At 72.4% G+C, this 22,791-nt stretch carries 25 protein-coding genes; 16 read left to right on the top strand and 9 right to left on the bottom strand.

The window, feature by feature from the left end; all coding sequences use genetic code 11:
* Positions 1 to 5: 5 nt before the first annotated feature.
* The 4 genes from ACFO60_RS35105 to ACFO60_RS35090 form a co-directional block, all read right to left on the bottom strand.
* A complete protein-coding gene (locus ACFO60_RS35105; RefSeq protein WP_380849688.1) occupies positions 6 to 374 on the bottom strand; it encodes a nuclear transport factor 2 family protein in 369 nt (122 codons plus the stop codon).
* 198 nt (positions 375 to 572) lie between these two features.
* The gene (locus ACFO60_RS35100; RefSeq protein WP_380849685.1) at positions 573 to 1,289 is read right to left on the bottom strand and encodes a hypothetical protein; all 717 of its coding nucleotides are present in this window, start codon (positions 1,287 to 1,289) and stop codon (positions 573 to 575) included.
* Positions 1,282 to 1,857, bottom strand: coding sequence for an RNA polymerase sigma factor (locus tag ACFO60_RS35095; RefSeq protein ID WP_380849682.1), 576 nt, complete (start codon positions 1,855 to 1,857; stop codon positions 1,282 to 1,284). Before ACFO60_RS35095 ends, ACFO60_RS35100 begins: the two co-directional genes overlap by 8 nt.
* Before the next feature lie 158 nt (positions 1,858 to 2,015).
* On the bottom strand, positions 2,016 to 2,843 hold the full coding sequence (locus ACFO60_RS35090) for an alpha/beta fold hydrolase (protein WP_380849679.1): 828 nt from the start codon (positions 2,841 to 2,843) through the stop codon (positions 2,016 to 2,018).
* A 166-nt stretch (positions 2,844 to 3,009) separates the two neighbouring features.
* On the opposite strand from ACFO60_RS35090, the gene ACFO60_RS35085 reads away from it, so the two are divergent.
* The gene (locus tag ACFO60_RS35085) at positions 3,010 to 3,351 is read left to right on the top strand and encodes a YciI family protein (protein ID WP_380849676.1); all 342 of its coding nucleotides are present in this window, start codon (positions 3,010 to 3,012) and stop codon (positions 3,349 to 3,351) included.
* 260 nt (positions 3,352 to 3,611) lie between these two features.
* Here the strand turns inward: ACFO60_RS35085 and ACFO60_RS35080 are convergent, their stop codons facing one another.
* Both ACFO60_RS35080 and ACFO60_RS35075 read right to left on the bottom strand, forming a co-directional pair.
* Positions 3,612 to 4,445, bottom strand: coding sequence for an ABC transporter permease (locus ACFO60_RS35080; protein WP_380849673.1), 834 nt, complete (start codon positions 4,443 to 4,445; stop codon positions 3,612 to 3,614).
* Between the two features lie 76 nt (positions 4,446 to 4,521).
* Positions 4,522 to 5,502 (bottom strand): ATP-binding cassette domain-containing protein, encoded by a 981-nt coding sequence (locus ACFO60_RS35075; protein WP_380849670.1) that lies wholly within the window; start codon positions 5,500 to 5,502, stop codon positions 4,522 to 4,524.
* A gap of 297 nt (positions 5,503 to 5,799) precedes the next feature.
* On the opposite strand from ACFO60_RS35075, the gene ACFO60_RS35070 reads away from it, so the two are divergent.
* From ACFO60_RS35070 to ACFO60_RS35050, 5 genes are all read left to right on the top strand, one after another.
* Positions 5,800 to 7,803, top strand: coding sequence for a cellulose binding domain-containing protein (locus ACFO60_RS35070; RefSeq protein ID WP_380849668.1), 2,004 nt, complete (start codon positions 5,800 to 5,802; stop codon positions 7,801 to 7,803).
* A 279-nt stretch (positions 7,804 to 8,082) separates the two neighbouring features.
* Positions 8,083 to 8,490, top strand: coding sequence for an ATP-binding protein (locus ACFO60_RS35065; RefSeq protein WP_380849666.1), 408 nt, complete (start codon positions 8,083 to 8,085; stop codon positions 8,488 to 8,490).
* A 212-nt stretch (positions 8,491 to 8,702) separates the two neighbouring features.
* Complete coding sequence (locus tag ACFO60_RS35060; protein WP_380849664.1) at positions 8,703 to 9,068, top strand: STAS domain-containing protein; 366 nt, start codon at positions 8,703 to 8,705, stop codon at positions 9,066 to 9,068.
* Positions 9,069 to 9,309: 241 nt separating this feature from the next.
* Entirely contained in the window at positions 9,310 to 9,765 is a 456-nt protein-coding gene (soxR, locus tag ACFO60_RS35055) for a redox-sensitive transcriptional activator SoxR (protein ID WP_380849662.1), read from the top strand.
* Positions 9,766 to 9,895: 130 nt separating this feature from the next.
* Positions 9,896 to 10,486, top strand: a complete 591-nt coding sequence (locus ACFO60_RS35050) for a universal stress protein (protein WP_380849777.1) — start codon at positions 9,896 to 9,898, stop codon at positions 10,484 to 10,486.
* Here ACFO60_RS35050 and ACFO60_RS35045 read toward each other — a convergent pair.
* Entirely contained in the window at positions 10,464 to 11,486 is a 1,023-nt protein-coding gene (locus tag ACFO60_RS35045; RefSeq protein ID WP_380849661.1) for a helix-turn-helix transcriptional regulator, read from the bottom strand. The genes ACFO60_RS35050 and ACFO60_RS35045 overlap by 23 nt on opposite strands.
* A gap of 54 nt (positions 11,487 to 11,540) precedes the next feature.
* Here ACFO60_RS35045 and ACFO60_RS35040 point away from each other — a divergent pair, with 54 nt between their 5' ends.
* Positions 11,541 to 12,293 carry a DeoR/GlpR family DNA-binding transcription regulator gene (locus tag ACFO60_RS35040; protein WP_380849659.1) on the top strand — a complete coding sequence of 251 codons (753 nt, stop codon included), beginning with the start codon at positions 11,541 to 11,543 and terminating at the stop codon, positions 12,291 to 12,293.
* A complete protein-coding gene (locus tag ACFO60_RS35035; RefSeq protein WP_380849657.1) occupies positions 12,290 to 13,504 on the top strand; it encodes an MFS transporter in 1,215 nt (404 codons plus the stop codon). The genes ACFO60_RS35040 and ACFO60_RS35035 overlap by 4 nt, the downstream gene beginning before the upstream one ends.
* 196 nt (positions 13,505 to 13,700) lie before the next feature.
* On the opposite strand, the gene ACFO60_RS35030 is transcribed toward ACFO60_RS35035, so the two are convergent.
* Positions 13,701 to 14,444: a hypothetical protein gene (locus tag ACFO60_RS35030; RefSeq protein WP_380849654.1), complete on the bottom strand. Its 744-nt coding sequence runs from the start codon at positions 14,442 to 14,444 to the stop codon at positions 13,701 to 13,703.
* An 82-nt stretch (positions 14,445 to 14,526) separates the two neighbouring features.
* Between ACFO60_RS35030 and ACFO60_RS35025 the strand changes: the two genes are divergently transcribed.
* The 8 genes from ACFO60_RS35025 (at position 14,527) to ACFO60_RS34990 (ending at position 21,699) form a co-directional block, all read left to right on the top strand.
* Positions 14,527 to 15,555 carry an AAA family ATPase gene (locus tag ACFO60_RS35025; RefSeq protein WP_380849651.1) on the top strand — a complete coding sequence of 343 codons (1,029 nt, stop codon included), beginning with the start codon at positions 14,527 to 14,529 and terminating at the stop codon, positions 15,553 to 15,555.
* Entirely contained in the window at positions 15,552 to 16,553 is a 1,002-nt protein-coding gene (locus tag ACFO60_RS35020; protein ID WP_380849774.1) for a DUF58 domain-containing protein, read from the top strand. The genes ACFO60_RS35025 and ACFO60_RS35020 overlap by 4 nt, the downstream gene beginning before the upstream one ends.
* The gene (locus tag ACFO60_RS35015) at positions 16,550 to 17,497 is read left to right on the top strand and encodes a VWA domain-containing protein (RefSeq protein ID WP_380849648.1); all 948 of its coding nucleotides are present in this window, start codon (positions 16,550 to 16,552) and stop codon (positions 17,495 to 17,497) included. The genes ACFO60_RS35020 and ACFO60_RS35015 overlap by 4 nt, the downstream gene beginning before the upstream one ends.
* A 120-nt stretch (positions 17,498 to 17,617) precedes the next feature.
* Positions 17,618 to 18,217 (top strand): class I SAM-dependent methyltransferase, encoded by a 600-nt coding sequence (locus tag ACFO60_RS35010; protein WP_380849771.1) that lies wholly within the window; start codon positions 17,618 to 17,620, stop codon positions 18,215 to 18,217.
* Between the two features lie 7 nt (positions 18,218 to 18,224).
* The gene (locus ACFO60_RS35005; protein WP_380849645.1) at positions 18,225 to 18,809 is read left to right on the top strand and encodes a TrmH family RNA methyltransferase; all 585 of its coding nucleotides are present in this window, start codon (positions 18,225 to 18,227) and stop codon (positions 18,807 to 18,809) included.
* Between the two features lie 145 nt (positions 18,810 to 18,954).
* Positions 18,955 to 19,758: a glycerophosphodiester phosphodiesterase family protein gene (locus ACFO60_RS35000; protein WP_380849642.1), complete on the top strand. Its 804-nt coding sequence runs from the start codon at positions 18,955 to 18,957 to the stop codon at positions 19,756 to 19,758.
* Positions 19,759 to 19,827: 69 nt separating this feature from the next.
* A complete protein-coding gene (locus tag ACFO60_RS34995; RefSeq protein WP_380849639.1) occupies positions 19,828 to 21,171 on the top strand; it encodes an MFS transporter in 1,344 nt (447 codons plus the stop codon).
* Between the two features lie 183 nt (positions 21,172 to 21,354).
* A complete protein-coding gene (locus ACFO60_RS34990) occupies positions 21,355 to 21,699 on the top strand; it encodes an RNA polymerase-binding protein RbpA (protein WP_184981820.1) in 345 nt (114 codons plus the stop codon).
* Positions 21,700 to 21,850: 151 nt separating this feature from the next.
* On the opposite strand, the gene ACFO60_RS34985 is transcribed toward ACFO60_RS34990, so the two are convergent.
* Positions 21,851 to 22,789: a GNAT family N-acetyltransferase gene (locus tag ACFO60_RS34985; protein ID WP_380849636.1), complete on the bottom strand. Its 939-nt coding sequence runs from the start codon at positions 22,787 to 22,789 to the stop codon at positions 21,851 to 21,853.
* Positions 22,790 to 22,791: the final 2 nt, after the last annotated feature.

The following is a 22,791-nucleotide window of genomic DNA, read 5'->3' as shown; positions in this document are numbered from 1 at the left end:
CCGCCTCAGGCGGTGGGCACCTTGTCCAGGAATCCGAGCACGTCGCGCAGCCGGCCGTCCTCGGTCAGCACCACCACGTCGAACCCGTCCACCACCGACTCGGCGGCGGCGTCCGGGGCCAGGCTCCAGCCGAACCGGGCCAGGTGGTGGTGGGCGTCCACCGGCCCCGACAGGCGGAACACGAACCCCGGGAAATGACTCTGCGCGGCGGCGATCACGGAGTCGATCGCCGCGTGTCCCTCCGCGGCCGCCAGGGGGTCCACGTAGGTGCCGTCCTCGGCCCACAGCCGGTCGATGGCCGCGCGGCGGGCGGCCGGGTCGGTCTCGTTCCAGACCGCGATGTACTGGTTGACCAGTTCGTTGACGTCGCTCATCGTTGTCGCTCCCTCATGTCCGGCCGGGCACGGGCGCCGGCGGCGTCCGTGCCCGCGATCGGCGGCGGCGAGCCGCCCGATGCCTCAACGATGGCGGCCTCGCGCCGCAAAATCGATTACGCGCCGGGTAACCGGGCCGCACGCGCCCCCGCCTCTCGCCGGGCGTTGCACGGCGGCCGAGCACATGGGGGAACACGCTCACCCGGCGGGTGAGATCGCCGGCGCGGCCGGGGCGTCGTACGCCGCGACCGACCAGGCTCCAGGACGCTCACCCAGGTCGGCGGCCAGCCGGTCGGCCGTCTTCGGGCTGGTCAGGTCGTACTTCCCCTCGCACGCCCCCTCGGGCACACACGCCCCGCGCCCGCGCGCGACGGGCGCGTCGGGGGGGAAGACCCAGAACGTGATCGTGTGATCGCGGCCGAGCCAGCCCGGCTCGTGCGCCTTGTCCGCGAGCATGCTGAGCGCGCCGTCCGGGCCGCAGACGCCGCCCGCGCTGCTCCCTCCCTCATTGCTGTAGAAGATCGAGCCGGGCGTCTGGCAGTAGACCACGATCGCGATCTTCACGCTCGAGGGACGGAACCGGAGGCTCACTTTCGTCGCCGACCGTGGCATCCTCGCTCCCGCCAGATGATCAAGCCCCTTGTAGGCGCGCGGCGCCTGCTCGAAGGCCGGAGGGGCCGCGGGCGAGGGCGCGGGTCCGGAGACCCCGACGAGGTTCGACACGATGACCACCGTCGTGACGACCACCGCGGTGGCGACGGCGGCGCCCACCGGCCAGCCCCAGTGCCGGCGCGTGCGGGGCCGCCTCGCGGGCGCCTGGCGGGTGGCCAGCCGCTCGCGCGCTCTCGCCACGGTCTCGGCGGACGGCGGCGGCACGTCCGGTACCGCCCGGGCGAGCAGTGTGAACTCATCCATCGTGCGCCTCCATCAGCGGGTTGACGTCGCCCAGTGCCTTGCGAAGCTGCTTGCGCGCCCGGTTGAGCCGGGACGCGACGGTGCCGTAGGGGATCTCCAGGGCGGCGGCGACCTCCCGGTGGGTCAGCCCGCCCAGCGCGACCAGCAGCACCACGTCCCGGTCGCCGCGGTTCAGGCCGGCCAGCGCCCCCGCGAGCCTGCCGGTGAGCCTGCCGGCCGTGACGCGCGCGAGCGTCGCGTCCTCATGGCTTTGCGCCTCGCGCTCGGAGGTCCGGCTGAGCGCTTTCCACCTGCGGATCTCGCCGCGGTGATGCCTGGCGATGAGCTTGGTGGCGATGCCGTACAGCCAGGGCCTGGCCTGCCCCCGCGAAGACTCGTATCCGCCTCTGGCGGCGACGAGGAAGACCTCGGCCGCCAGGTCGTCGGCGTCGTCCGTGGAAAGCCGGCGGGCGATGTAGCGGTGGATCTCGGCGAAGTGCGCGTCGAAGATCCGATCGAGGTCGATGCCCACATGGGTCGGAACGCTCATGCCGGCCGCCCCGCCGGCGTCCGTGATTGGGTCACGCACTGCTCTCCATCCGATTCGGAAAGGTGGTCACCTCTGATTGCCCGACGGGCCGGAAAGCTTTCACGCGTCCGGGGCGAGCCTCGGGCAGGGCCGTCCAGGCGTCGGCCCTCGGAGCTCCCGCGGCGCCGACTCCTGCCGCGCCGGCCACGGACGGCCGGCTACCTGCCGAGGAATCCCTCGACCGCCTCGGCGAAGGTCCTCGGAGCGGTGACCCAGGGGTAGTGAGCCCCGGGCAGCACGATGCTGGTCCCGCGCGGGAAGATCCCGGCCAGCTCGGCCGCGTGCGCGGGCAATGGTCCTGGATCCCGCTCCCCCGCGATCACCAGGACCGGCGAGGTGACCTTCGCCAGACTCGCCCGGGTCCTCTCGGCAGCGGGCATGTCGCTGTGGAAGCGCTTCGCCGCCTCGGCCGAGCGTTCGGCGAACCGTGTGGCGTGCGCTTCTGCGGCCTCGTTCCAAGGACTGTAGAAGAACGGCTGCGCCCTCAGGCGCCGGCTCTCATCGCCCGCGTCCCACGCCTTCAGGTCCGGCAGCCTGCTCTCGTACCAGCTCTCATCGGCTCGGCGCTCGATCTGGGCGCACCACTGCTCCTCGGTGATCTCGATCCCCACGGGGTGCACGATCGGTGTGACCAGCACCAGGTGCCCTACCCGTTCGGGGTACCGGGCCGCGTACAGCAACGCCGGCCCTCCGGCCGCCGAATGCGCGAGCAGGTCCATCCGCTCGAACCCCAGGCGCACACGCAGCGCCTCGACATCCTCGACCATGCGGTCCATCGCATAGGTGTCCGGATCAAGTGGCGCCGCGGACGCGCCGGTTCCTCGATTGTCCAGCAGGAAGAGCCGGCGCCGAGCCGCCAGGCCGCCGAGGTCTCCCAAGTATCCCGAGGACCGCCCCGGCCCGCCCGGCAGGCACACCAGCGCCGGCCCTTCTCCTCGCTCATGACAGACGAGCACGGTCCCGTCATATGAAGCAAAACTGATCATCTCCGCATCCTCGCATCGCAGCCCCGGCGGCCGTCACGCCACGATCTCGATCTTCAGCCCGGAGCCGATCGAACTGTTCGAAAAAGAGCGGTCAATCTCATGCGCGGCGCGCCGGCGTCCGCGAGGATGGTCGTGATCTCTGAAGCGCGAAGAAGGAGCCGACGCGATGACGAAGTACCTGATCTCGTTCCCGAGTGGCGCCATGGTCTTTCCCCGCGAGGACCTGCAGGCGGTCGCGGATGCGGCGCACGCTGTGGTGCAGGAGGCGAAGGACGCCGGCGTCTGGGTGTTCGGCGGTGGCATCGACGAGAGCGTCCCGCCCGTCATGGTGGACGGGGACGGGACCGTGACCGAGGGCACATACCCGCAGACGCGGCAGCTCGAAGGCGGCTACACGGTGCTGGAGCTGCCGTCCCGCGAGGCGGCCCTGGAGTGGGGCGCGAAGATGGCGGTCGCGTGCCGATGCGCGCAGGAGGTCCGCGCGTTCCAGTACGACCCGGCCGGCTGACGGGCATCGACCTCGGGAAATCGCATCCGGCCTCGGCCGGATCCTCTCCTCGCGGTCCGCGCCGTACACGTGCGGCGTGATCGCGGCCGTGCCACCGGTGTCGCGTACCCGGCGGGCGCCCCACACAAGGTGGCCGTGGATCTCCGTCACCTGGCCGCCACCACCCTGCACAGCGAGAACGCGCCTCGCTGTGCGGGGTGCGGCCCTCGGGCGGACCCGCCCGTTCGGCCGCGGCAAAGCGGAGCGAGGCGGCGGGGGCGTCAGCGGTCGAGCGTCCTGTACCGGCGGACCGACAGGGGGAAGAAGATCGCCAGGAGCAGCAGCGGCCAGGCCAGCGCCAGGAAGGGCGCGTGCTGCGCCGCCCAGGAGTCACCGCCCCAGCCGGGGTTGCCAAACAGCTCACGGGTCGCCGAGACCGTCGCCGACATGGGGTTCCATTCGGCGACCGCGCCGAGCCAGCCCGGCATCGTGGCGGGCGAGGCGAAGGTGTTGGACAGGAACCCGAGCGGCCACACCAGGATCTGCACGGCCATCACGGCCTCGGGATTCTTGATCGCGAGCCCCATGTAGACCCCCGCCCACAGCAGGGCGAACCGCAGCAGCAACAGCAGGCCGACGGCCGCCAGGGCCGGGCCGAGGCCGTGGTTCCACCGCCAGCCGACCGCCAGCCCGCACACGATCATGACGGCCAGCCCGAGCGCCGAGTTCAGCATGTCCGCGGCGCAGCGCCCGCTCACCACCGCCGACGGGGCCATGGGCAGGGAGCGGAACCGGTCGGTGACGCCCTTGGCGGCGTCGGCGCTGACCGCGGTGAACGTGGCCTCGACGCCGAAGACCATGGTCATGGCGAACATGCCCGGCATGAGGAACTCCCGGTAGTCCCCTCCGCCCGGGATGGCCATGCCGCCGCCGAACAGGTAGGCGAACATCAGCACGACCATGACCGGGAACATCAGCTCAACGACGACCTGGGCGGGCCGCCGGGCCCGGTGCGACAGGTCGCGGTGGGTGATGGTCCAGCCGTCGGCCAGAGCCCACCGCAGCCGGCTCGCCGCCGTGCGAGGCGGCGCCGCCACCGAGTCGATGGCCGTCACGCCGCCACCTCCCGCACCGGCTCCGCGGTCGCGCCGCGGCGCCCGGCCGGGTCGCGGAACGCCGTCGTGGTCGTCGTCACGCCGCCACCTCTTCCGTCTTGTCCGTCGCGCCGGCGCGGTGGCCGGTGAGGTGGAGGAACACCTCGTCGAGGGTGGGACGGCGCAGGGCGATGTCCTCGACCGGCACCCCCTCCTCGTCCAGGGCCCGCATCACGGCCGTCAGGGCGGCCATCCGGTCCCGCACCGGCACGCTCACGCGCCGCCGGTCGTGATCGCACTCCGGGCGCGCCCCCGCCACCCGCTCGGCGATCGAGGCCGCGGCGCCCATGTCGGCTGCCTCGCGCACCACGAGCTCGACGCGGTCGCCGCCGATGAGCGACTTCAGCTCCTCCGGGGCGCCTTCGGCGATCACCCGGCCGGCCTGGAGGACGCAGATCTGGGCGGCCAGCCGGTCGGCCTCCTCCAGGTACTGGGTGGTGAGCAGCACCGTGGTCCCTCCGGCGACCAGCGAGGCGACCGCCTTCCACACCTCTCCCCGCCCCCGCGGGTCCAGCCCGGTGGTCGGTTCGTCCAGGAACAGGACCGGCGGGGTGAGGATGAGGCTCGCCGCCAGGTCGAGCCGGCGGCGCATGCCTCCCGAGTACAGCCTGACCGGCTTGTCGCCGGTGTCGGCCAGGCCGAACCGTTCGAGCAGCTCGTCGGCACGGCGGCGGGCCCGCGCCGTGCCGAGGTGGTACAGCCGGCCGAACATCACCAGGTTCTGCCGGCCGCTCAGCACCTCGTCCAGGGCGGCGTTCTGCCCGACGAGCCCGATGCGGTAGCGGGCCCTCTCGGCTTGGCGCACCACGTCGAAGCCCGCCACCTCCGCCCGTCCCCCGTCGGGCCGCAGCAGCGTGGTCAGGATGCGGACCGCCGTGGTCTTGCCCGCGCCGTTGGGCCCGAGCAGCCCGCACACCGTGCCTTCCGGCACCGCCAGGTCGAAGCCGGCGAGGGCCTCGGTGCCGCCGTACCGCTTCCGCAGTCCTTCGGCGAAGATCGCGTGTCCTGTGGACCCCACTTCACCCTCCTCGGTCGTTTCTCCGTACGTTGTACCGTACAGCATACGGAGAAAGATATCGCCGGGCTCGCGCAGGTATGTACGCCAGTGCGCCGGTGAGGGCGGGCCTGAGGGGAGGACGTTCGGCGGCACGAGGACGACGGCCATCAGGTGACCCTCCGGAGTGAAAGTTTCACCGCCCGTTGACGGCGCGGCCGTCACCTCCCAGGATCATGGTGCCTCCCATAGGGGGCGTGACACCGTCCATCACGAGGGGTGCCGATGCGGAAAGCCCTGTTAGCGCTAACATCCGTCGCCGTGCTGACGCTGGCCGGCCTGAACGTGCCCGCCGCGCACGCCGACGAGCCCGCCCCGGTCGCGGTGACCGTCAACGCCCGCGCCGCGCTCGCCACCGTGCCCGAGACAGGCATCGGCGCCAACCACGCGATCTGGGACACCAACCTGGGCACGGACGAGACCGCCGACCGGCTCAAGGACGCGGGCGTGAAGCTGCTGCGCTATCCCGGCGGCTCCTACTCCGACATCTACCACTGGGCCGACCACACCGCGCCGGGCGGCTACGTGGCGCCGAACACCGACTTCGACACCTTCATGCGCGGTGTGCGGCGCACCGGGGCGCAGGCGATGGTGACCGCCAACTACGGCACCGGCACCGCCGAGGAGGCCGCGGCCTGGGTGCGCCACGCCAACATCACCAAGGGCTACGGCGTCGAATTCTGGGAGATCGGCAACGAGAACTACGGCAACGGCCACTACGGCAGCGCGTGGGAGGCCGACGACCACGCCGACAAGAGCCCGGCCGAGTACGCGCGCCACGTCGTCGCCTACGCCGACGCGATGAAGGCGGCCGACCCGTCCATCAAGATCGGCGCAGTGCTGACCACCCCCGCCAACTGGCCCGACGGGCTGGTCGCCGCCGGCGACGACGGCACCTGGAACAAGGTCGTCCTGTCGGCCGCCGGACCGAAGATCGACTTCGTGATCCTGCACTGGTACCCCGGCGCCCTGGACCGGGCCGGCCAGATCCCCGACATGATCGACCTCACCCGGCGGCAGATCGCCACGTACGCGGGGGCCGGTTCCGAACGCATCGGCATCGCGATGACCGAGTTCAACACCGGCAGCAGCAGCACCGGCACCACCACCCAGCCCGGCGCGGTGGCCGCCGCCGACACCTACGCGACGCTGCTGGAGAACGGGGTGTTCACGGTCGACTGGTGGAACACCCACAACTCCATCGGCACCGTCACGCAGGTCGCCGGCCAGACCGACTACGGCGACTTCGGCCTGCTGTCGAGCGCGACGTGCACCTCCGGAGGCGACGTCTGCGAGCCGCCGCTGAACACGCCTTTCGCGCCGTACTTCGCGCTGCGGATGCTGAGCGCGTTCGCCCGTCCCGGCGACCAGTTCGTGCGGGCCGCCACCGGCCAGGCGAACGTCGTCGCGCACGCCGCCCGCCGCCCCAACGGCGACCTGGCGGTGCTGCTGCTCAACACCTCCCCCGACACCGCCTTCCCCGTCACGATCGGCTACGCCGGCTTCACCCCGGCCGCCGGCGCGCCCGCCGTGCTGACCCACACCAACGGCGCCACGGACATCACCGGCTCGACCGGCGGAAGCGCGACCGGCCGGACGCTGCCGCCGCTGTCGATGACCACGATCGTCCTGCACCCCGCCTCCTCCCCGGCCGGGCTGCCGGGCGTCCCCGGACGGCCGGCGGCCTCCACCGTGACCGACACCACGGCCACGATCACCTGGCCGGCCGCCTCCGCCGGTGCGCGCCCGATCGTGAAGTACGAGGTCCACCGCCAGAACGGAGTCACCAGCGAGCAGCTCGGCGAGACCGCCGGCACCTCCTACACCGTCGGCAACCTCAAGCCGGGCACGCGCTACACCGTCAACGTGATCGCCAGAGACGGCGGAGGCGGCGTCTCATGGGCCTCCCCGCCGCTCACGTTCACCACCGGCACGCCCGCCTCCAGCTCCTGCACGGTGCGCCTGACCAACCAGAACGACTGGGCCAGCGGCTACGTCGGCGCCATCGAGATCACCAACAACGGCGCGCCGATCAGCGGCTGGACGCTGAACTTCGCCTGGCCGAGAGCATGGCAGAGCCTGGGCGGCGGCTGGGGCGCCGTGTGGACGCAGGACGGCTCGGACGTCAAGGTCGTCAACGAACCCTCCAACGGGTCGCTGGCCACCGGGGCCACGGCGACGGTCGGCTTCGTCGGCAACTACAGCGGCCCCAACGTCCTGCCCGCCGTCTTCACCCTCAACGGAACCGTCTGCACGACCTCGTAGCGCCGGACACGCGCGGGGGGCCTCGCCGCGCCGGCGAGGCCCCCGGCGATGACGACGGGGCCGCCTTTCCGTTAGCAGGACGCATATCGGGTAGCAGGTGGTAGCTCCCGAACCGCAGCATTGCATGGCAAATCGCCCACATCGACCCGTTGTGCGCACGCCATGTCGCCGTCAATGGAAGAGTGGCCGGTGCGCGAACCAGGACGTGCAGGCGTTATGGTCAAGCCGGTGACGGAGTTCTGACAGGTGGACGACTGGCGGCGTGGCAGGAGGGTGCCGGTGGATCGCAGGGGGCATGCGTCCGCGCAGTGGCCGATCACCGATGATCTCAGCACTCTGCGGGGGCAGGTGCGCGACTATGCCGCCAAGGCCGGTCTCTCCGGGGTCCGCCTGCAAGATCTGGTGCTGGCGATGAACGAGGCCGCCGCCAACGTCCTCGACCACGCCCGCGGCGAGGGGCACGTCCAGGCGTGGCACGACGACCACTCCGTCGTCGTGGCCGTGCACGACCGCCTCGGCGAGCTCGTGCCCGCCCACGCCGACGCCGGCAATCCAGGCGTGACGACGCTGCGCGGCCGCGGCCTGTGGCTCATGCGCCAGCTGTGCGACGAAGTGCGCATCACCAGGGACGCCCACGGTTCGGCCGTGGTGCTGCGCCAGGCGATCGGCGACGCGCCGCGGGCCTGACCGCCGCCGCCGGCCCAGGGGTCACCCCCCGACCTGCCGATCAAGCATGGCTTATCTGTGGGCAGGCGTGGCCGCTTCGCATATCGTCACCGATGTGGAGCATCAGTTGTTAGATCGCGGGCCGGTCCCGGTGACCGCACCGCGCGCCCGCCCCCACCACCCTGTCCAGCCGTCCCCGCCGGTCCAGTGCTCGCCCCGCGAATAGGTCGCCCATGAACTTCACCGTGCATGTCGAAGGCGGATGCGCCGACGGCCCGATCTCTCCGGTGCGCACGCTGGTCCTGACGGGGGAACTGGACCACGGCAGCGCCCCGCTCCTGCAGAAGGCGCTGGAAGGAGCCTACGCCGATCAGTGCCGGCATCTGATCATCGATGTCACCGGCCTGGCCTTCTGCGACTCCACCGGCATCAGCGTGTTCCTCGGCGCCCGGCGGGCCCTGGCCGCGCGCGAGGGGAACGTCGCGCTCGCGGGGCTGAACGCGCGCGTCCAGCGCACCTTCCGCCTCACCGGCGTGGCCGACGCCTTCTCCACGTACTCCACCGCCGACGAGGCCCGCGCCGCGCTCTCCGCCTCCTGAGGAGGCCCTTCGAACGGCACGCCCTGGCCGAGGATCTTGACCGGGACCATGACCGCGCGCCTTTGGCGAGGCCCGCCTCCGGCCTCATCGCCCTGGATGACACCCTCTCCGCCGGTAAGACGACCGTTGACCGGCCTTGGGAGAGAAGACCGTCACCGCGTCGATGACCGGTCCGCGGCGCCCGCCGTCCGGCCGCCGCCCAGACCTGAACCATTGTTCAGGTCCGGCTAACCTTGGCGTCATGACACGAGTCTCCTGGCAGGCGACGAAACTGACGGTCGGGGAACTGTCCGAGCGCAGCGGGGTGCCGGCGTCGGCCCTGCGCTTCTACGAGAGGCAAGGCCTGATCCGCAGCAACCGCACGGCCGGCAACCAGCGACGCTACAGCCGTGACACCCTGCGCCGGGTCGCCTTCATCCGGGCGTCCCAGCGCGTCGGCATCCCGCTCGCCATGATCCGGGAGGTTCTCGGCCTGCTTCCCGAGGAGCGCACCCCGACGCGCGAAGACTGGGCCCGGGTGTCCCAGTGCTGGCGCGATGATCTCAACACCCGCATCCAGCAACTGGAGAAGCTGCGCGACCGCCTCGCCGACTGCATCGGCTGCGGCTGCCTGTCGATCGATGTCTGCGCTCTGGCCAATCCTGAGGACGCTCTCGGTGAGAGGGGCCCGGGTGCGCACCGGCTGATCGGATCATGATCTGAAATGGTCCACCGCCTTTACAATGTAGATCAGGCGGTGGGCCGCGCGCGGCGCTTGGCATCGCCGGGGCGACGCCGGACGAGTGATCGATGTCGGATGAGTGATCGCCACGCGACGATCAGTGACGATGCGTGCGAGTATTGTGACATTTAGTGAGCATTTTCCCGGAACTTTGGCGGCCCGTCACCTCCTTCGCGCGATGATCGATGGGGAGGAGGTCCCCGTGACGCACAACTCGACTCGGCCACGCATCGTCGTGGGCGTGAGCCACTCCCCCGCCGCTACGGCCGCCCTGCGCTGGGCGATCGGCGAGGCCCGGCTCCGGGGGGCGACGATCCAGCCGGTGCACGCCTGGCAGTGGTCGGGGCAGCACCGCGCGTCGTACGCGCCGATGGGCACCTGGCGTTCCCACGACGAGGAGTACGCGGCGGCCAGGGAGCAGACCCGGCGCGTCGTCGCCCGCGTGGCGCCCTATCTGGAGCCGATCGTGACGCACGGGCCGCCGGCCCAGGTGCTGCTCACCCAGTGCGAGGGGGCCGAGATGCTGGTGCTCGGCATCCGCGACCCCGAACCGGGCATGCCGGTCGCCGCGACCGCGGTGCTCTCAGCGTGCATCATGAGCGCCCCGTGCCCGGTCGTGGTCGTCTCTCCCAAGTCGGTGCCCCGGCCGGCCTTCCCCTCCCACGACGTCACCCTCAGCGTGGCGCCGACGGGATGATCTCGCCGGGGTCGTCGCGGGCGGCGACGGCGCCGTACATGGCCGAGAGGCGCGACACCGTGGCGGCCATGAGCTCGCGCAGCTCCGGCGGCCCGAGCACCTCGAGATCCGCGCCCATGCGCAGCAGCAGCCAGCGAGCGTGACGGATCGATTCCACGGGCAGCCGCAGCACCGTCCAGCCGTCGTCGCCGGGAGGCCCCGCCTCCGCGAGCGCGGCGTTGACCGGCCGCGCTCCGAGCGTGTGGCACAGCAGTTCCTCGCAGCCGGGCGCCAGCCGCACGGTCGCTTCGGCGGTGTACATCCGGTCGCGGAACCCGGCCGTGTAGGTCTGCCAGTACGCGCCGAGGTCGAAGCCCTCCGGGCGGGTGAAGAGGTCGGGAAGCGACTCCAGCGACACGATGCGCGAGACGCGATAGGTGCGCGCCACCGCCTCGTCGGGCGCCGCGACCATGTACCACGAGCCGCCCTTGAGCACCAGGCCGTACGGGCTGACCTGCCGCACGACGTCGGCGGGCCCCCAGCGGCGGTAGACCATGCGCAGTTTGCGCCCCTCCCACACCGCGTCGGCGACCTTCCCCAGGTGAGGCGCGTCGTCGGCGTCGCGGTACCAGCCGGGGACGTCGAGCAGGAACCGCTCGCGCATGCGCGAGGCCTGCGAGCGCGGCTCGGGCGGCAGTGCGGCCAGCAGCTTGAGCTCGGCGGCGGCGGCCACCTCGGCCAGGCCCAGCTCCGCGGCCGGGCCGGGCAGCCCGGCCAGGAACAGCGACGACGCCTCCTCGGCCGTCAGGCCGTTCAGCCGGGTGCGGTAGCCGTCCAGCAGCCGGTAGCCGCCCGCCGGGCCCCGGTCGGCGTAGACCGGGACGCCCGCCGACGACAGCGCCTCCACGTCGCGGTACACGGTGCGCACGGAGACCTCGAGCTCCTCCGACAGCTCCGCGGCCGTCATGCGGCCGCGCGCCTGGAGAAGCAGCAGAAGGGCGATCAGCCGGCTCGCACGCACTCCCCCAGTCTCCATGATTTGCCAAACAAACACCAAAGATGTTCATATGAACAAATGGATCGATTGCGGGCGATCATGGACGCCCTGATGACCGCCGACAGCGTGTCGGTCGCCGAACTGGCGGCACGGCACGGCGTGTCGGAGATGACCATCCGCCGCGACCTGGACGAACTCGCTCAGCAGGGCGTCGTGCGCCGCGTCCGCGGCGGCGCCCAGAGCCTGCTGCTGCGCGGCGAGGAGCCGCCCTTCGGCGTGCGCGAGCACGAGGCGGCGGAGGCCAAGCGCCGCATCGCCGCCGAGGTCGCCGCCCTGCTCGCCGACGGCGAGGCGGTCGTGCTGGACGGCGGCACCACCACGCTGGCGGTCGCCCGCGAGATCCACGACCGCCGGCTGACCGTCCTGCCGCTGTCGGTGCAGGCGATCCAGTCGCTGAGCGACGCCCCCCGCGTCCGGCTGGTGCTGCCCGGCGGAGAGGTGCGGCACGGCGAGCTGAACATCGCCGGGCCGCTCACCGTGAACACCATCGCCTCCCTGCGCTTCGACACCGCGGTCATCGGCTGCTGCGGGATCTCCGCCGAGCACGGCATCACCGCCCACGACCTGGAGGACGTCGCGGTCAAGCAGGCCGCCATCGCCTCCTCCCGCCGGGTGGTCGTCGCCGCCGACGCCGCGAAGTTCCGCCAGACGGCCTTCGCCGCCGTCTGCCCGCCCGGCAAGATCGACGTGCTGGTCACCGACGAGGGCATCCCGCGCGACCAGCACGAGGCGTTCAGCGCGGCCGGCGTCATCGTGCGCGTCGCCGCATGACGCTCACCCTCGGCCGCGACGCCGCCCTGCGCCGATCCCGCCTCGGAGTGCGCCTCGCCTTCCTCATCCCCGGCATGGCCATCGGCGTGTGGACCTCGCGCATCCCCGCGCTCAAGGAAGGCCTGGGGCTCGGCGACGGGCAGCTCAGCCTCGCCCTGCTGGCCATCGCGGCGGGCGCGCTCGCCGGGATGCAGGTCGTCGGGCGGCTGGTCGACCGGTTCGGCGGCGCCCGCGTCACGGTGCCGCTGGCCTTCGCCCAGGCCGCCGTCCTGCCGTTGCCCGCCCTCATGCCCTCCCTGGCGTCGCTGGCCGCCTCGCTCGCCCTGTTCGGCGCCGTCCACGGCATGCTGGACGTGGCGATGAACGCGTGCGCCGTGGAGGTCGAGCGGCAGTGGGAACGGCCGCTGATGTCGTCCTTCCACGCCGTGTTCAGCATCGGCGGGTTCCTCGGCGCCGCGCTCGGCGGCCTGTCCGCGCACGCGGGGATCGGCCCGGCGGCCGCCTTCGCCGCCGTCGGCGTCCTGCTCACCGCGCTGGCCGTCCTGACCGCGCGCCGCCTGCCGGGCGGCGCGCCACGGCCCGGCACCCGGCCGCGACCACAGAGCGCGGCGGACGCCCCGCCCGGGGCCGGCCCGGACACCGGCGAGAGCGGGCCCGGCGGAAGGCTCGGCGGGGTGCTGCTGCTCGGTCTGCTCGGCTTCTGCTGCATGATCGGCGAGGGCGCCTCGGCCGACTGGGGCTCGGTCTACCTGCGCGAGGACCTCGGCAGCTCGCCCGGCTTCGCCGCCGCCGCCTACGCCGCCTTCTCGATCGCGATGACCGCCGGCCGCCTGGCCGGCGACCGCCTGGCGGCCCGGTTCGGCCCGGTCGCGCTGGTGCGCTGCTGCGGGACGCTGGCCGGCGCCGGGCTGGCTTCGGCGCTGCTCATCGGCCATCCGCTGGCCGGGGTGATCGGGTTCGGCTGCTTCGGGGCGGGTCTGTCGTGCATAGTCCCCCAGGTGTTCTCCGCGGCCGGCAACCGCGACCCGGCCCGCGCCGGGCAGGCCCTGGCCCGGGTGGCGAGCCTCGGATACCTGGGGTTCCTGACCGGCCCGGTGCTGATCGGCGCCGCCTCCGAACTGCTGGACCTGCCGCGCGCGCTCGCCATCCCGGCCCTGCTCGCCCTGTTCGTCGCCCTGGCCGCCCCCGCCGTCCGCGCCCCTCGCCACTGACCCCTCACCCCATGCCCTCCCGTGCGATCCCCGCCGCGCGAGTGTGCGCGTGGGGCCGCGCCGGTGTCAGGAGGAAGGGTGAAGTGTGAGGAACGAGCGCTTCAGCCTGACGAGCGAAGGACGCCGGCTCAAAGGGCGGCTGCACGCCGCGTGAGCGGAGCGAGCGCCATGAACACAGCGAGCGTCATGAACACGCTCAGATGGGCTCGCCGCTGTCGTCGGGCAGGGTCGGGCGGGGGGAGACGGTGCCGCTGTTTCCCGGGGAGGGGGTCGGCGACGGCTTGAGGGTGTCGTTGGGCGAGGGCAGGGGCGGCGGCGTCGGCACGAACATCGTCGGCGGCAGCGGGCGCGTGGGCGGCGCGGTGTCGTCGTCGCGGCCGAGCAGCAGCCACGCGATGGCCCCGGTCAGCACGAGCAGCACCACCAGGGTCGAAAGCGCCACCAGCACCGCGCGCCTGGTCTCGGTCGCGGGCGGCGCGGGAGGGGGCGGCGCCGGGACCGCCGGCGACCGGTCGCCGAGCCAGTAGGGGACGAAGTCGGGCCCGTGGGTCTCGCCGATCAGCGTGCCGCTGACCAGCACCGACCGCAGGAACCATGCCGCGCCGACACCGCCGGGCGTGTAGGGCACCGCCACCCATGGCGTGGGGCCGTCGTCCATCGCGATGACCTGCGGCGCGCCAAGGGGCCCACGGCCGCGCGCACGCGCCATCCATCCGCGCACCCCGCCGCGCGCGGGCGCCGCCTGCCGGATCGCCGCCAGGAACCGCTCGCGGGCCGCCGCGTCCAGCGCGGCGCCGCTGGTGAGCAGCGCGACGGACACGGCGCGCCCCTCGCCGTCCTGCGCCAGGTAGACGAACCCCGTGGCGAGCGACTGGAGTCGCGCCTGCACGACGTACGAACCCAGCCGGGGCGGGTCACCGTACTGGAGCGGAGTGGCCACGCAGCCATGAAAGCACACCACGACACCCGGCTCACCGCGACGGTGCCGTGCACCTTTGCGTCGTGTTTGATGGAATGGCCGCATGACCGTTGCCGAAGAGCGCAGTGACGGGCCCGGGCCGGACGAAGGTGCCGACGCGGACCTCCGTCTCCTCCAGCAGTCCCTCGCCGAGGTCCGGCGTGTGATCGTCGGCCAGGACCACATGATCGAACGGCTGCTGGTGGCGTTGCTCGCACGCGGTCACTGCCTGCTGGAGGGAGTGCCCGGTGTCGCCAAGACCCTGGCCGCCTCCACCTTGGCGACCGTGGTGGGCGGCACGTTCGCGCGCATCCAGTTCACCCCTGACCTGGTGCCGAGCGACATCGTCGGCACCAGGGTGTACCACCCTTCGAGTGAGAGCTTCGACGTGGAGCTCGGCCCGGTGTTCGTCAACTTCCTGCTCGCCGACGAGGTCAACCGGGCGCCGGCCAAGGTGCAGTCGGCGCTGCTGGAGGTCATGGCCGAGCGGCAGGTCACCCTGGCGGGGCGCACCCACCCGCTGCCCCGGCCGTTCATCGTGCTGGCCACCCAGAACCCCATCGAGTCCGAGGGGGTCTATCCGCTGCCGGAGGTTCAGCGCGACCGGTTCCTGTTCAAGGTGGCCGTTGCCCATCCGACCGCCAGCGAGGAGCTGGAGATCCTGCACCGCATGAGCGTCTCGCCGCCGCTGCCCTCCCGGGTGCTCGACCCGGACCGGCTGATGGCGCTGCAGAAGCTCGCCGACCAGGTCTCGGTGCACCAGCTCGTCGCCGACTATGTCGTGCGCCTGGTCATGGCCACCCGCTCCCCCGCCGAGTACGGGCTGCGCGAGCTTGAGGAGGCCATCGAGATCGGGGTGAGCCCGCGCGCCACGCTCGGCCTGGTGGCGGCCGGGCGCGGGCTGGCGCTGCTGCGCGGCCGCGACTACCTGCTGCCCGACGACGTGCGCGACGTCGCCGTCGACGTCATGGGCCACCGCCTGATGCTGACCTTCGACGCGCTGGCCGACGGCGTCGAGCCCGAGGATGTGGTGCGCCAGATCCTTGCCGCCGTGCCGCCTCCGCTCGTCGTGTGGAACCAGGCACAGCGATGAGCGGCCCGCAGGCTCCCGCGGCGGGCGCCGGGCAACCGGCACCCGGGCACGCGGCGAGCCCCGAGCACGCCCTGAGGCGCCTTGAGCTCACCGTGGTGCGCCGCCTGGACGGCCTGCTGCACGGGCAGCACCAGGGCCTGCTGCCCGGCCCTGGCAGCGAGCCCGGCGACAGCAGGGTGTACGTGCCCGGCGAGGACGACGTGCGCCGCATGGACTGGTCGGTCACCGCCCGCACGACCGTCCCGCACGTCCGCGACCTGGTCGCCGACCGCGAGCTGGAGACCTGGGTGCTGGCCGATCTGTCCCCCAGCATGGACTTCGGCACCGCCGAGATGGAGAAACGCGACCTGGTCGTCGCCACGGTGGGCGCCATCGGCTTTCTGACCAGCCGCATCGGCGACCGATTCGGCGCCTATGTCATCCACGGCGACCAGATCCACCGCATGCCGGCGCGCACCGGCCGCCCGGCCATGTACGCGCTGCTGCAGAGCCTGCTGGACGCCCCGCGCGGGGCCCCCGTCTCCGGTCCCACTCCCCTGGCCGAGGCCATCGACCTGCTGGGCAAGGCACGGCGCAAGCGGGGCCTGCGGGTGGTCGTCTCCGACTTCCTCGACCTTGGCCGCGACGGCGATCCCGAGACCGAGCGCGACTGGGAGCGGCCGATGCGCCGCCTGGCCGCCCGCCACCAGGTGCTCGCCGTGGAGGTGCTGGACCCGCGCGAGCTCGAGCTCCCCGACGTGGGGCTGGTGGCCCTGACCGACCCCGAGACGGGGCGGATGCGAGAGATCCACCTCACCCCCAAGATCCGTCGCGCGTACGCCGAGGCGGCGGCGGCGCAGCGGGCGGCCAACCAGGTGGCGCTACGCCGCTGCGGGGTCGGCCACCTCGTCCTGCGCACCGACCGCGACTGGGTGTACGACATCGTCCAGTACACCCTCAGGCACCGGCGTACCGCCCACCTCGCCGGGCGGCACCCCACCAGGAGGGCGGGCGCGTGATCTTTCTGTCTCCCGGATGGCTGTGGCTGTTCGCGGCGCTCGCCCTTGTCGTGGCGGCGTACGTCTACACGCAGTTCGCCCGCCGCCGGTACGCCATGCGGTTCACCAACCTGGCGCTGCTCAGCCTGGTCGCCCCCGAGCGGCCCGGGTGGCGGCGCCATGTGCCCGCGGCGCTGTTCCTGCTGATGATGGCCCTGCTGATCACGGCCGCCGCCCGCCCCGCCGACGCCACGCGCGTGCCCAGGGACCGCGCGACGATCATCATCGCGGTGGACATCTCACTGTCGATGGAGGCCGCCGACGTCTCCCCGACCCGCCTGGTGGCGGCCCAGCAGGCGGCCCAGCAGTTCGTCAAGGACCTGCCCGAGCGCTTCAACGTGGGCCTGGTCTCCTTCGCCCGCTCGGCCGCGGTGGTCATCTCGCCGACCACCGACCACCTGGCGGTGATCACCGCGATCGGCAACCTGTCCACCCGTCCCGGCACCGCGATCGGCGAGGCGGTGTTCAACTCGCTGGACTCCGTGCGGTCGTTCGACCAGCGGGCGGTGACCGACCCGCCGCCCTCGGCCATCGTGCTGCTGTCGGACGGCGACAACACCTCGGGCCGCTCGGTCAACGAGGCCGTCCAGGCGGCGGCGGGCCTGCACGTGCCGGTCTCCACCATCGCCTACGGCACTCCGGACGGCACGGTCAGCATCGACGGGCGCGACGTGCAGGTTCCGGTCAACAAGACCACGCTGCAGTCGCTGGCGGACGGCACCAGCGGGCGCGCCTACACCGCCGAGTCGGGGGACGAGCTGCGCGAGGTCTACAGCCAGATCGGCAGCTCGCTGGGCTACCGCGTCGTGCACCAGGAGGTCGGCCAGTGGTTCACCGTGGCCGGCGTCCTCGCCGGACTGCTGGTGGCCGGGGCCGCCATGCTCCTCGGCACGCGCCTGCCCTGACGAGGCGGGGCGCGCCGCCGGATCACGAGCACCGCCGCGCGGTTGGTAACGTCTCTGCACGTGACGTCCAAGGGGGCACATTACTTCGACGAGCGGCCCGGCGCGGCGGCCAGGCCGGGCATGGTCGACGTCGTGCTGCCCGATCTGCACCTGCGCCTGGCCACCGACAGCGGGGTCTTCTCCCCCGGCCGGCTCGACCCGGGCACCCGCGTGCTGCTCGAGAGCGTGCCGCCGCCGCCTCATGAGGGCGACCTGCTCGACCTCGGCTGCGGGTACGGGCCGGTGGCGCTCACCATGGCGTCCCGGGCGCCCGAGGCGACGGTGTGGGCGGTGGACGTCAACCGGCGGGCTCTGGAGCTGTGTGAGCGCAACGCCAAGAGCAGCGGCCTTTACAAAGTAAGAGCGGTGCACGTGGACGAGGTCCCGCCGCGGGTCCGGTTCTCGCTGATCTGGTCCAACCCGGCCATCCGCATCGGCAAGCCCGCGTTGCACGCGATGCTCACCCGCTGGCTCGACCGGCTCACCCCCGACGGCGCGGCGTATCTGGTGGTGCAGAAGCACCTCGGCTCCGACTCCCTGCAGCGGTGGCTCGGCGAGCGGGGCTGGGAGACGACGCGCGCGGCCTCCCGGTCGGCCTACCGCGTGCTGCGGGTCGCCGCGCGGGCGTCCGCGGACGAGGTTTCCGAAGGTGGCCCGGCCACAGACGACAAGGAGCGTTGAACGCCCGATGAGCACAGGCACCCGCAGGCAGCTGCGCCCCACCGAAGTCAAGCGGCTCAACCGCGTCTGGCGCCGGGGCACCGCGAACCGGCTGTCGCTGATCCTGGAGTCGGTGACGGGCCCGTTCAACGTCGGCTCGATCTTCCGCACCGCCGCCGCGTTCGGCGCCGAGCAGCTGTGGCTGGCCGGCAACGCCGTCCCGCCCACCAACCTCAAGGTGCAGAAGACCGCGCTCGGCACCGACAGGCTGGTCACCTGGCACGACCCCGTCCCGGTTCTGGAGGCGGTGCGCGCGGCCAAGGAGGACGGCTACACCGTGATCGCCGTCGAGCTGACCGGCGACGCGGTGCCGCTGCACCGGGCGAGGCTCGACCGCGACGTGTGCCTGGTGCTGGGCAGCGAGGACCACGGCTGCTCCCCCGCGCTCCTGGAGGCGGCCGACGAGGTCCTCTACATCCCCCAGGTCGGCCGGGTCGGCTCGTTCAACGTCGGGGTGGCCGCCGCGATCGTCCTGGCCGAGGCCCGCCGCCAGGAATGGGCCGCCGCCGACCCCTCCGAGGCGGCGGACGCCGACGCCGACCTCACGGACTGAGGCGACCGGCGCCCTCGACGGGCCTTGGGGTGAATCCTTTGACGACCAGCCAGACGCCGAGCGATGGAGGTTGGGCGCGGTTCGTGCCCGAATGTTCACCCGGGTAGGCTGACGTGACAGCCTTACACAGGGGATACTCCTCGTCGTGCAACGCCGCTTCCCGTTCCTGGACCATCCCGGACCGCTCGCCTTCGCCCACCGGGGCGGAGCCGCCGAAGGCCGGGAGAACACCATGGCCGCCTTCGCCCGCGCCGTCGAGATGGGGTACTCCTACCTGGAGACCGATGCCCACGCCACGGCCGACGGGGTGCTGCTGGCCTTCCACGACCACACCCTCGATCGGGTGACCGACCGCCACGGCCGGGTCGCCGCCCTGCCCTACCGCGAGGTGCGCAGGGCCCTCATCGGCGGCGTGGAGGAGATCCCGCTGCTCGTGGACGTGCTCGGCACCTGGCCGGACGTGCGGGTCAACATCGACGTCAAGGAGGCCTCGGCGATCGGCCCGCTGGCCGAGGCGATCCGCCGCACCAACGCCTACGACCGGGTGTGCCTGACCTCCTTCTCCGACATGCGCCTGGCCCGGGCCCGCATGGCCGTCGGCCGCCCGATCTGCTCGGCGCTCGGCCCGCGCGGGGTCGCCCGGCTGCGGGCCGCCGCCATGGGCTCGGGGTACGGCCGCCTGCTCGGCGGGCTGGCCCGGGAGGGCGTCCCCTGCGCGCAGGTGCCCGTCGGGTTCCGCGGGATGCGGGTCACCACCCGGGCGCTGGTGCGCACGGCCCATGCCCTCGGCATGCAGGTGCACGTGTGGACCGTCGACGAGCCGCGCGTCATGGAGCACCTGCTCGACATCGGCGTCGACGGCATCATGACCGACAACATCTCCGGGCTGCGCGACGTGTTGCGTGCCCGGGGCCAGTGGCACCCCCGGCAGCCCGCCGCGCACGCCTGACCCGCTCCAGCCGCTTCCTCTCCGCCGCTATCGCCCCCCGATTTCCCTGTGACCCCATCAGGAGACCCGATGAGCACCTCCGTCGTCGCCGAAGACCCCCCAGAGATGCGCAAGCGGGAGCAAAGAGGCTGGTACTGGTACGACTTCGCCAACTCGGGGTTCCAGTCGACGGTCATCACGGTCTTCCTGGGCCCCTATCTCACGTCGCTGGCCAGGCGGGCCGCCGGCCCTGACGGCTTCGTCGGCTTCCTGGGGTTCGACGTCCGCGCCGAGGCGTACTTCTCCGCGGTGGTGACGGCTTCGGTGGTGCTGCAGATCCTGATCATGCCGGTCGCGGGCGCCCTGGCCGACCACACCGGACGCAAGCGGGAACTGCTCACCCTGTTCGCCTACCTCGGCGCCGCGGCCACCCTCGGGTTCTACTTCGTCGCCGGCGACGCCTACCTGCTCGGCGGCGTGCTGTTCATCGTCGCCAACGCCTCCTTCGGCGCCGCCATGGTGATCTACAACTCGTTCCTGCCGCAGATCGCCGGGGCCGAGGAGCGCGACGCGGTCTCCTCGCGCGGGTGGGCCTTCGGCTACCTCGGCGGTTTCGTCCTGCTGGCGATCAACCTGGCGCTCTACCTGGGCAGCGGCATCGAGGAGGGCCTGGCCGTGCGCATCAGCCTGGCCTCGGCGGGCCTGTGGTGGGCGGTGTTCACGGTGATCCCGCTGCTGCGCCTGCGCAACCGCCCGGTGGACGGCCACGACGCCACACCTCTCCGGGCCGTCACCGGCAGCTTCCGCCAGCTCGGCCGCACCATCGCCGAACTGCGCCGCTACCCGCGCAGCCTGCTCTTCCTCCTGGCCTACCTGATCTACAACGACGGCGTCCAGACGGTGATCTCGTTCTCGGCGACCTACGCCGACCAGGAACTCGGGCTGAGCAAGACGGTGCAGATCAGTGCGATCCTGGCGGTGCAGTTCTTCGCCTTCGGCGGCGCCCTTCTGCTCGGGCGGCTGGCCTCGCGGTACGGCACCAAGCGCACGGTGCTGGCCAGCCTGGTGGTCTGGACGGGCGTCGTCGCGGTGTCGTACTTCCTGCCGAAGGGCGCGGCCCCGCAGTTCTTCGCCATCGCGCTGCTCATCGCGATCGTGCTCGGCGGCACCCAGGCCCTCTCGCGGTCGCTGTACTCGCTGGTGATCCCCCCGGGCAAGGAGGCTGAGTATTTCAGCCTTTTCGAGATCAGCGACAAGGGCTCGGCCCTGCTCGGCTCGTTCACGCTGACCCTGGCGCTGCAGCTCACCGGCAGCTACCGCGTGGCGATCCTGTCGCTGCTGGTGTTCTTCGTGGCCGGGTTCGCGCTGCTCCTGGCGGTGAACCTTCCCCGGACCATCAGGGAGGCCGGAAACCAGGTGCCTTCGCACATCTAGCGCTTCGCCGGCCGGGCGCCCCGCCGGCCCGGCCGGCGGGGCACGGAAGATCGGCGGATATCGAGGGCTGTGCGAAATGGCGCGATTGGATCACCCTCAGGGTGGGAATCCATCCACGGTATCAAGCGTTGTAAGCCGTGGAGACCCACCCCTCAAGATGGGGCCCTCAGGAGGCATTGAAACATGGGCGAGCGTGCACTTCGCGGTACCCGTCTCGGAGCCACCAGCTACGAGAACGACCGCAACACCGATCTGGCCCCGCGCCAGGAGGTGCCTTACACCTGCCCGAAGGGTCATCGCTTCGACGTGCCCCTTGCCGCGGAGGCGGAGATCCCGGCGACCTGGGAGTGTCGCAGTTGCGGTGCCACCGCCCTAAGGGTGGACGCCGAGCAGCCGCAGCAGAAGAAGGCCAAGCCACCGCGCACTCACTGGGACATGCTACTCGAGCGCCGCACGATCGAAGACCTCGAAGAAGTGCTCAACGAGCGACTGGCGATCCTTCGGGCACAACGGCGCAAGAGCGCCTGACCTACCGGCCGATGCCTCCGAGCCACCCTCACGGGTGGCCACGGGGGCATCGTTTTTCTCTGTCCCGCCCCGCCTGTCCCCCGCCCGCGCACGTCCCCCGCCCGCCGTCCACAGGTCCGGGCGTCCGCGCGTGTCCGGTCCTCGGGCCGTCTCATCGGGCCACGGCGACCTCCTCCGGCACGAGGTGGATCGTCCGGCCGCGGACGAAGGGCGCCTCGAAGGGGCGGGTGTCGACGTGCCCGCCCCGGCTGAACACCTCAAGGCGCAGGTCACGGCCCGGGCGAGGGCCGGCATAGGCGAGGAAGAACGACGGGTCGGACAGCCGGTCGAGGTCGAGCAGCAGGTCGGCGTGGTCGGCGCCCGTCTCGGGGTCGACACTCTGGGACGGGACGCCGGTGAAGCCGAGCCGCCACTTGAACCCGAACAGCCCGGGCTTGGCGACGTGACCGTAGATGTTCGGGTCCATCCCCAGGGTGATCGTCGGGTAGCCGCGTTCCCTGGCCGCCTGGGCGGCAGCGAGGTACAGCACCCGGGCGAGGCTGGACTCCCTGCGGCGGGGGTCGACGGCCGAGAACCGCAGGTGGACGGCGGAAAGATGCGGCCGCTCCCAGGCCAGGCAGCAGCCCGCCAGTTCCCCGCGGTCGTAGGCGCACACCGCGAAGTGCTCCCCCGCCGCGCGCATGAGCGTCTCCTTCTGCTCGGCGGCCACCGCCCAGCCGTGCCGCATCCCGGCGACGCGCGCGGCGTACAGGGGCAGGAACGCCTCCAGCAGTCGCCCGTCCACCGGAAGGGTGCGCACGGTGAGTCCCTCGGCGGCGGCGCGGCGGCGCGCCGTCCTGATGTTCTGGCGTTCCTTGGCCGACAGGCGGGCGAGGAACTCCTCCTCGCCGGCGCCCGTGCCCGCGACCCAGGTCACCAGGAACGGCTTGGGCAAGAACCCGGCCTCGCGCAGCAGCGGCCAGTGGCCCACGGGCGGGTCGGGCACCCGCACCACGTCCAGGCGCCCGCGGTAGGCCCGCCAGTCGCCGCCGAGGGCCTCGGCCGCGTCGACCAGGCCGATCCTGATGCCGCGAAACTCGGTGATCTCCATCG

The organism is Sphaerisporangium dianthi, from assembly GCF_042654065.1.
GTDB classification, from domain to species: Bacteria; Actinomycetota; Actinomycetes; order Streptosporangiales; family Streptosporangiaceae; genus Sphaerisporangium; species Sphaerisporangium dianthi.
Note: the sequence above shows the minus strand (reverse complement) of the source record. Positions and strands in the feature narration are given on the sequence as shown.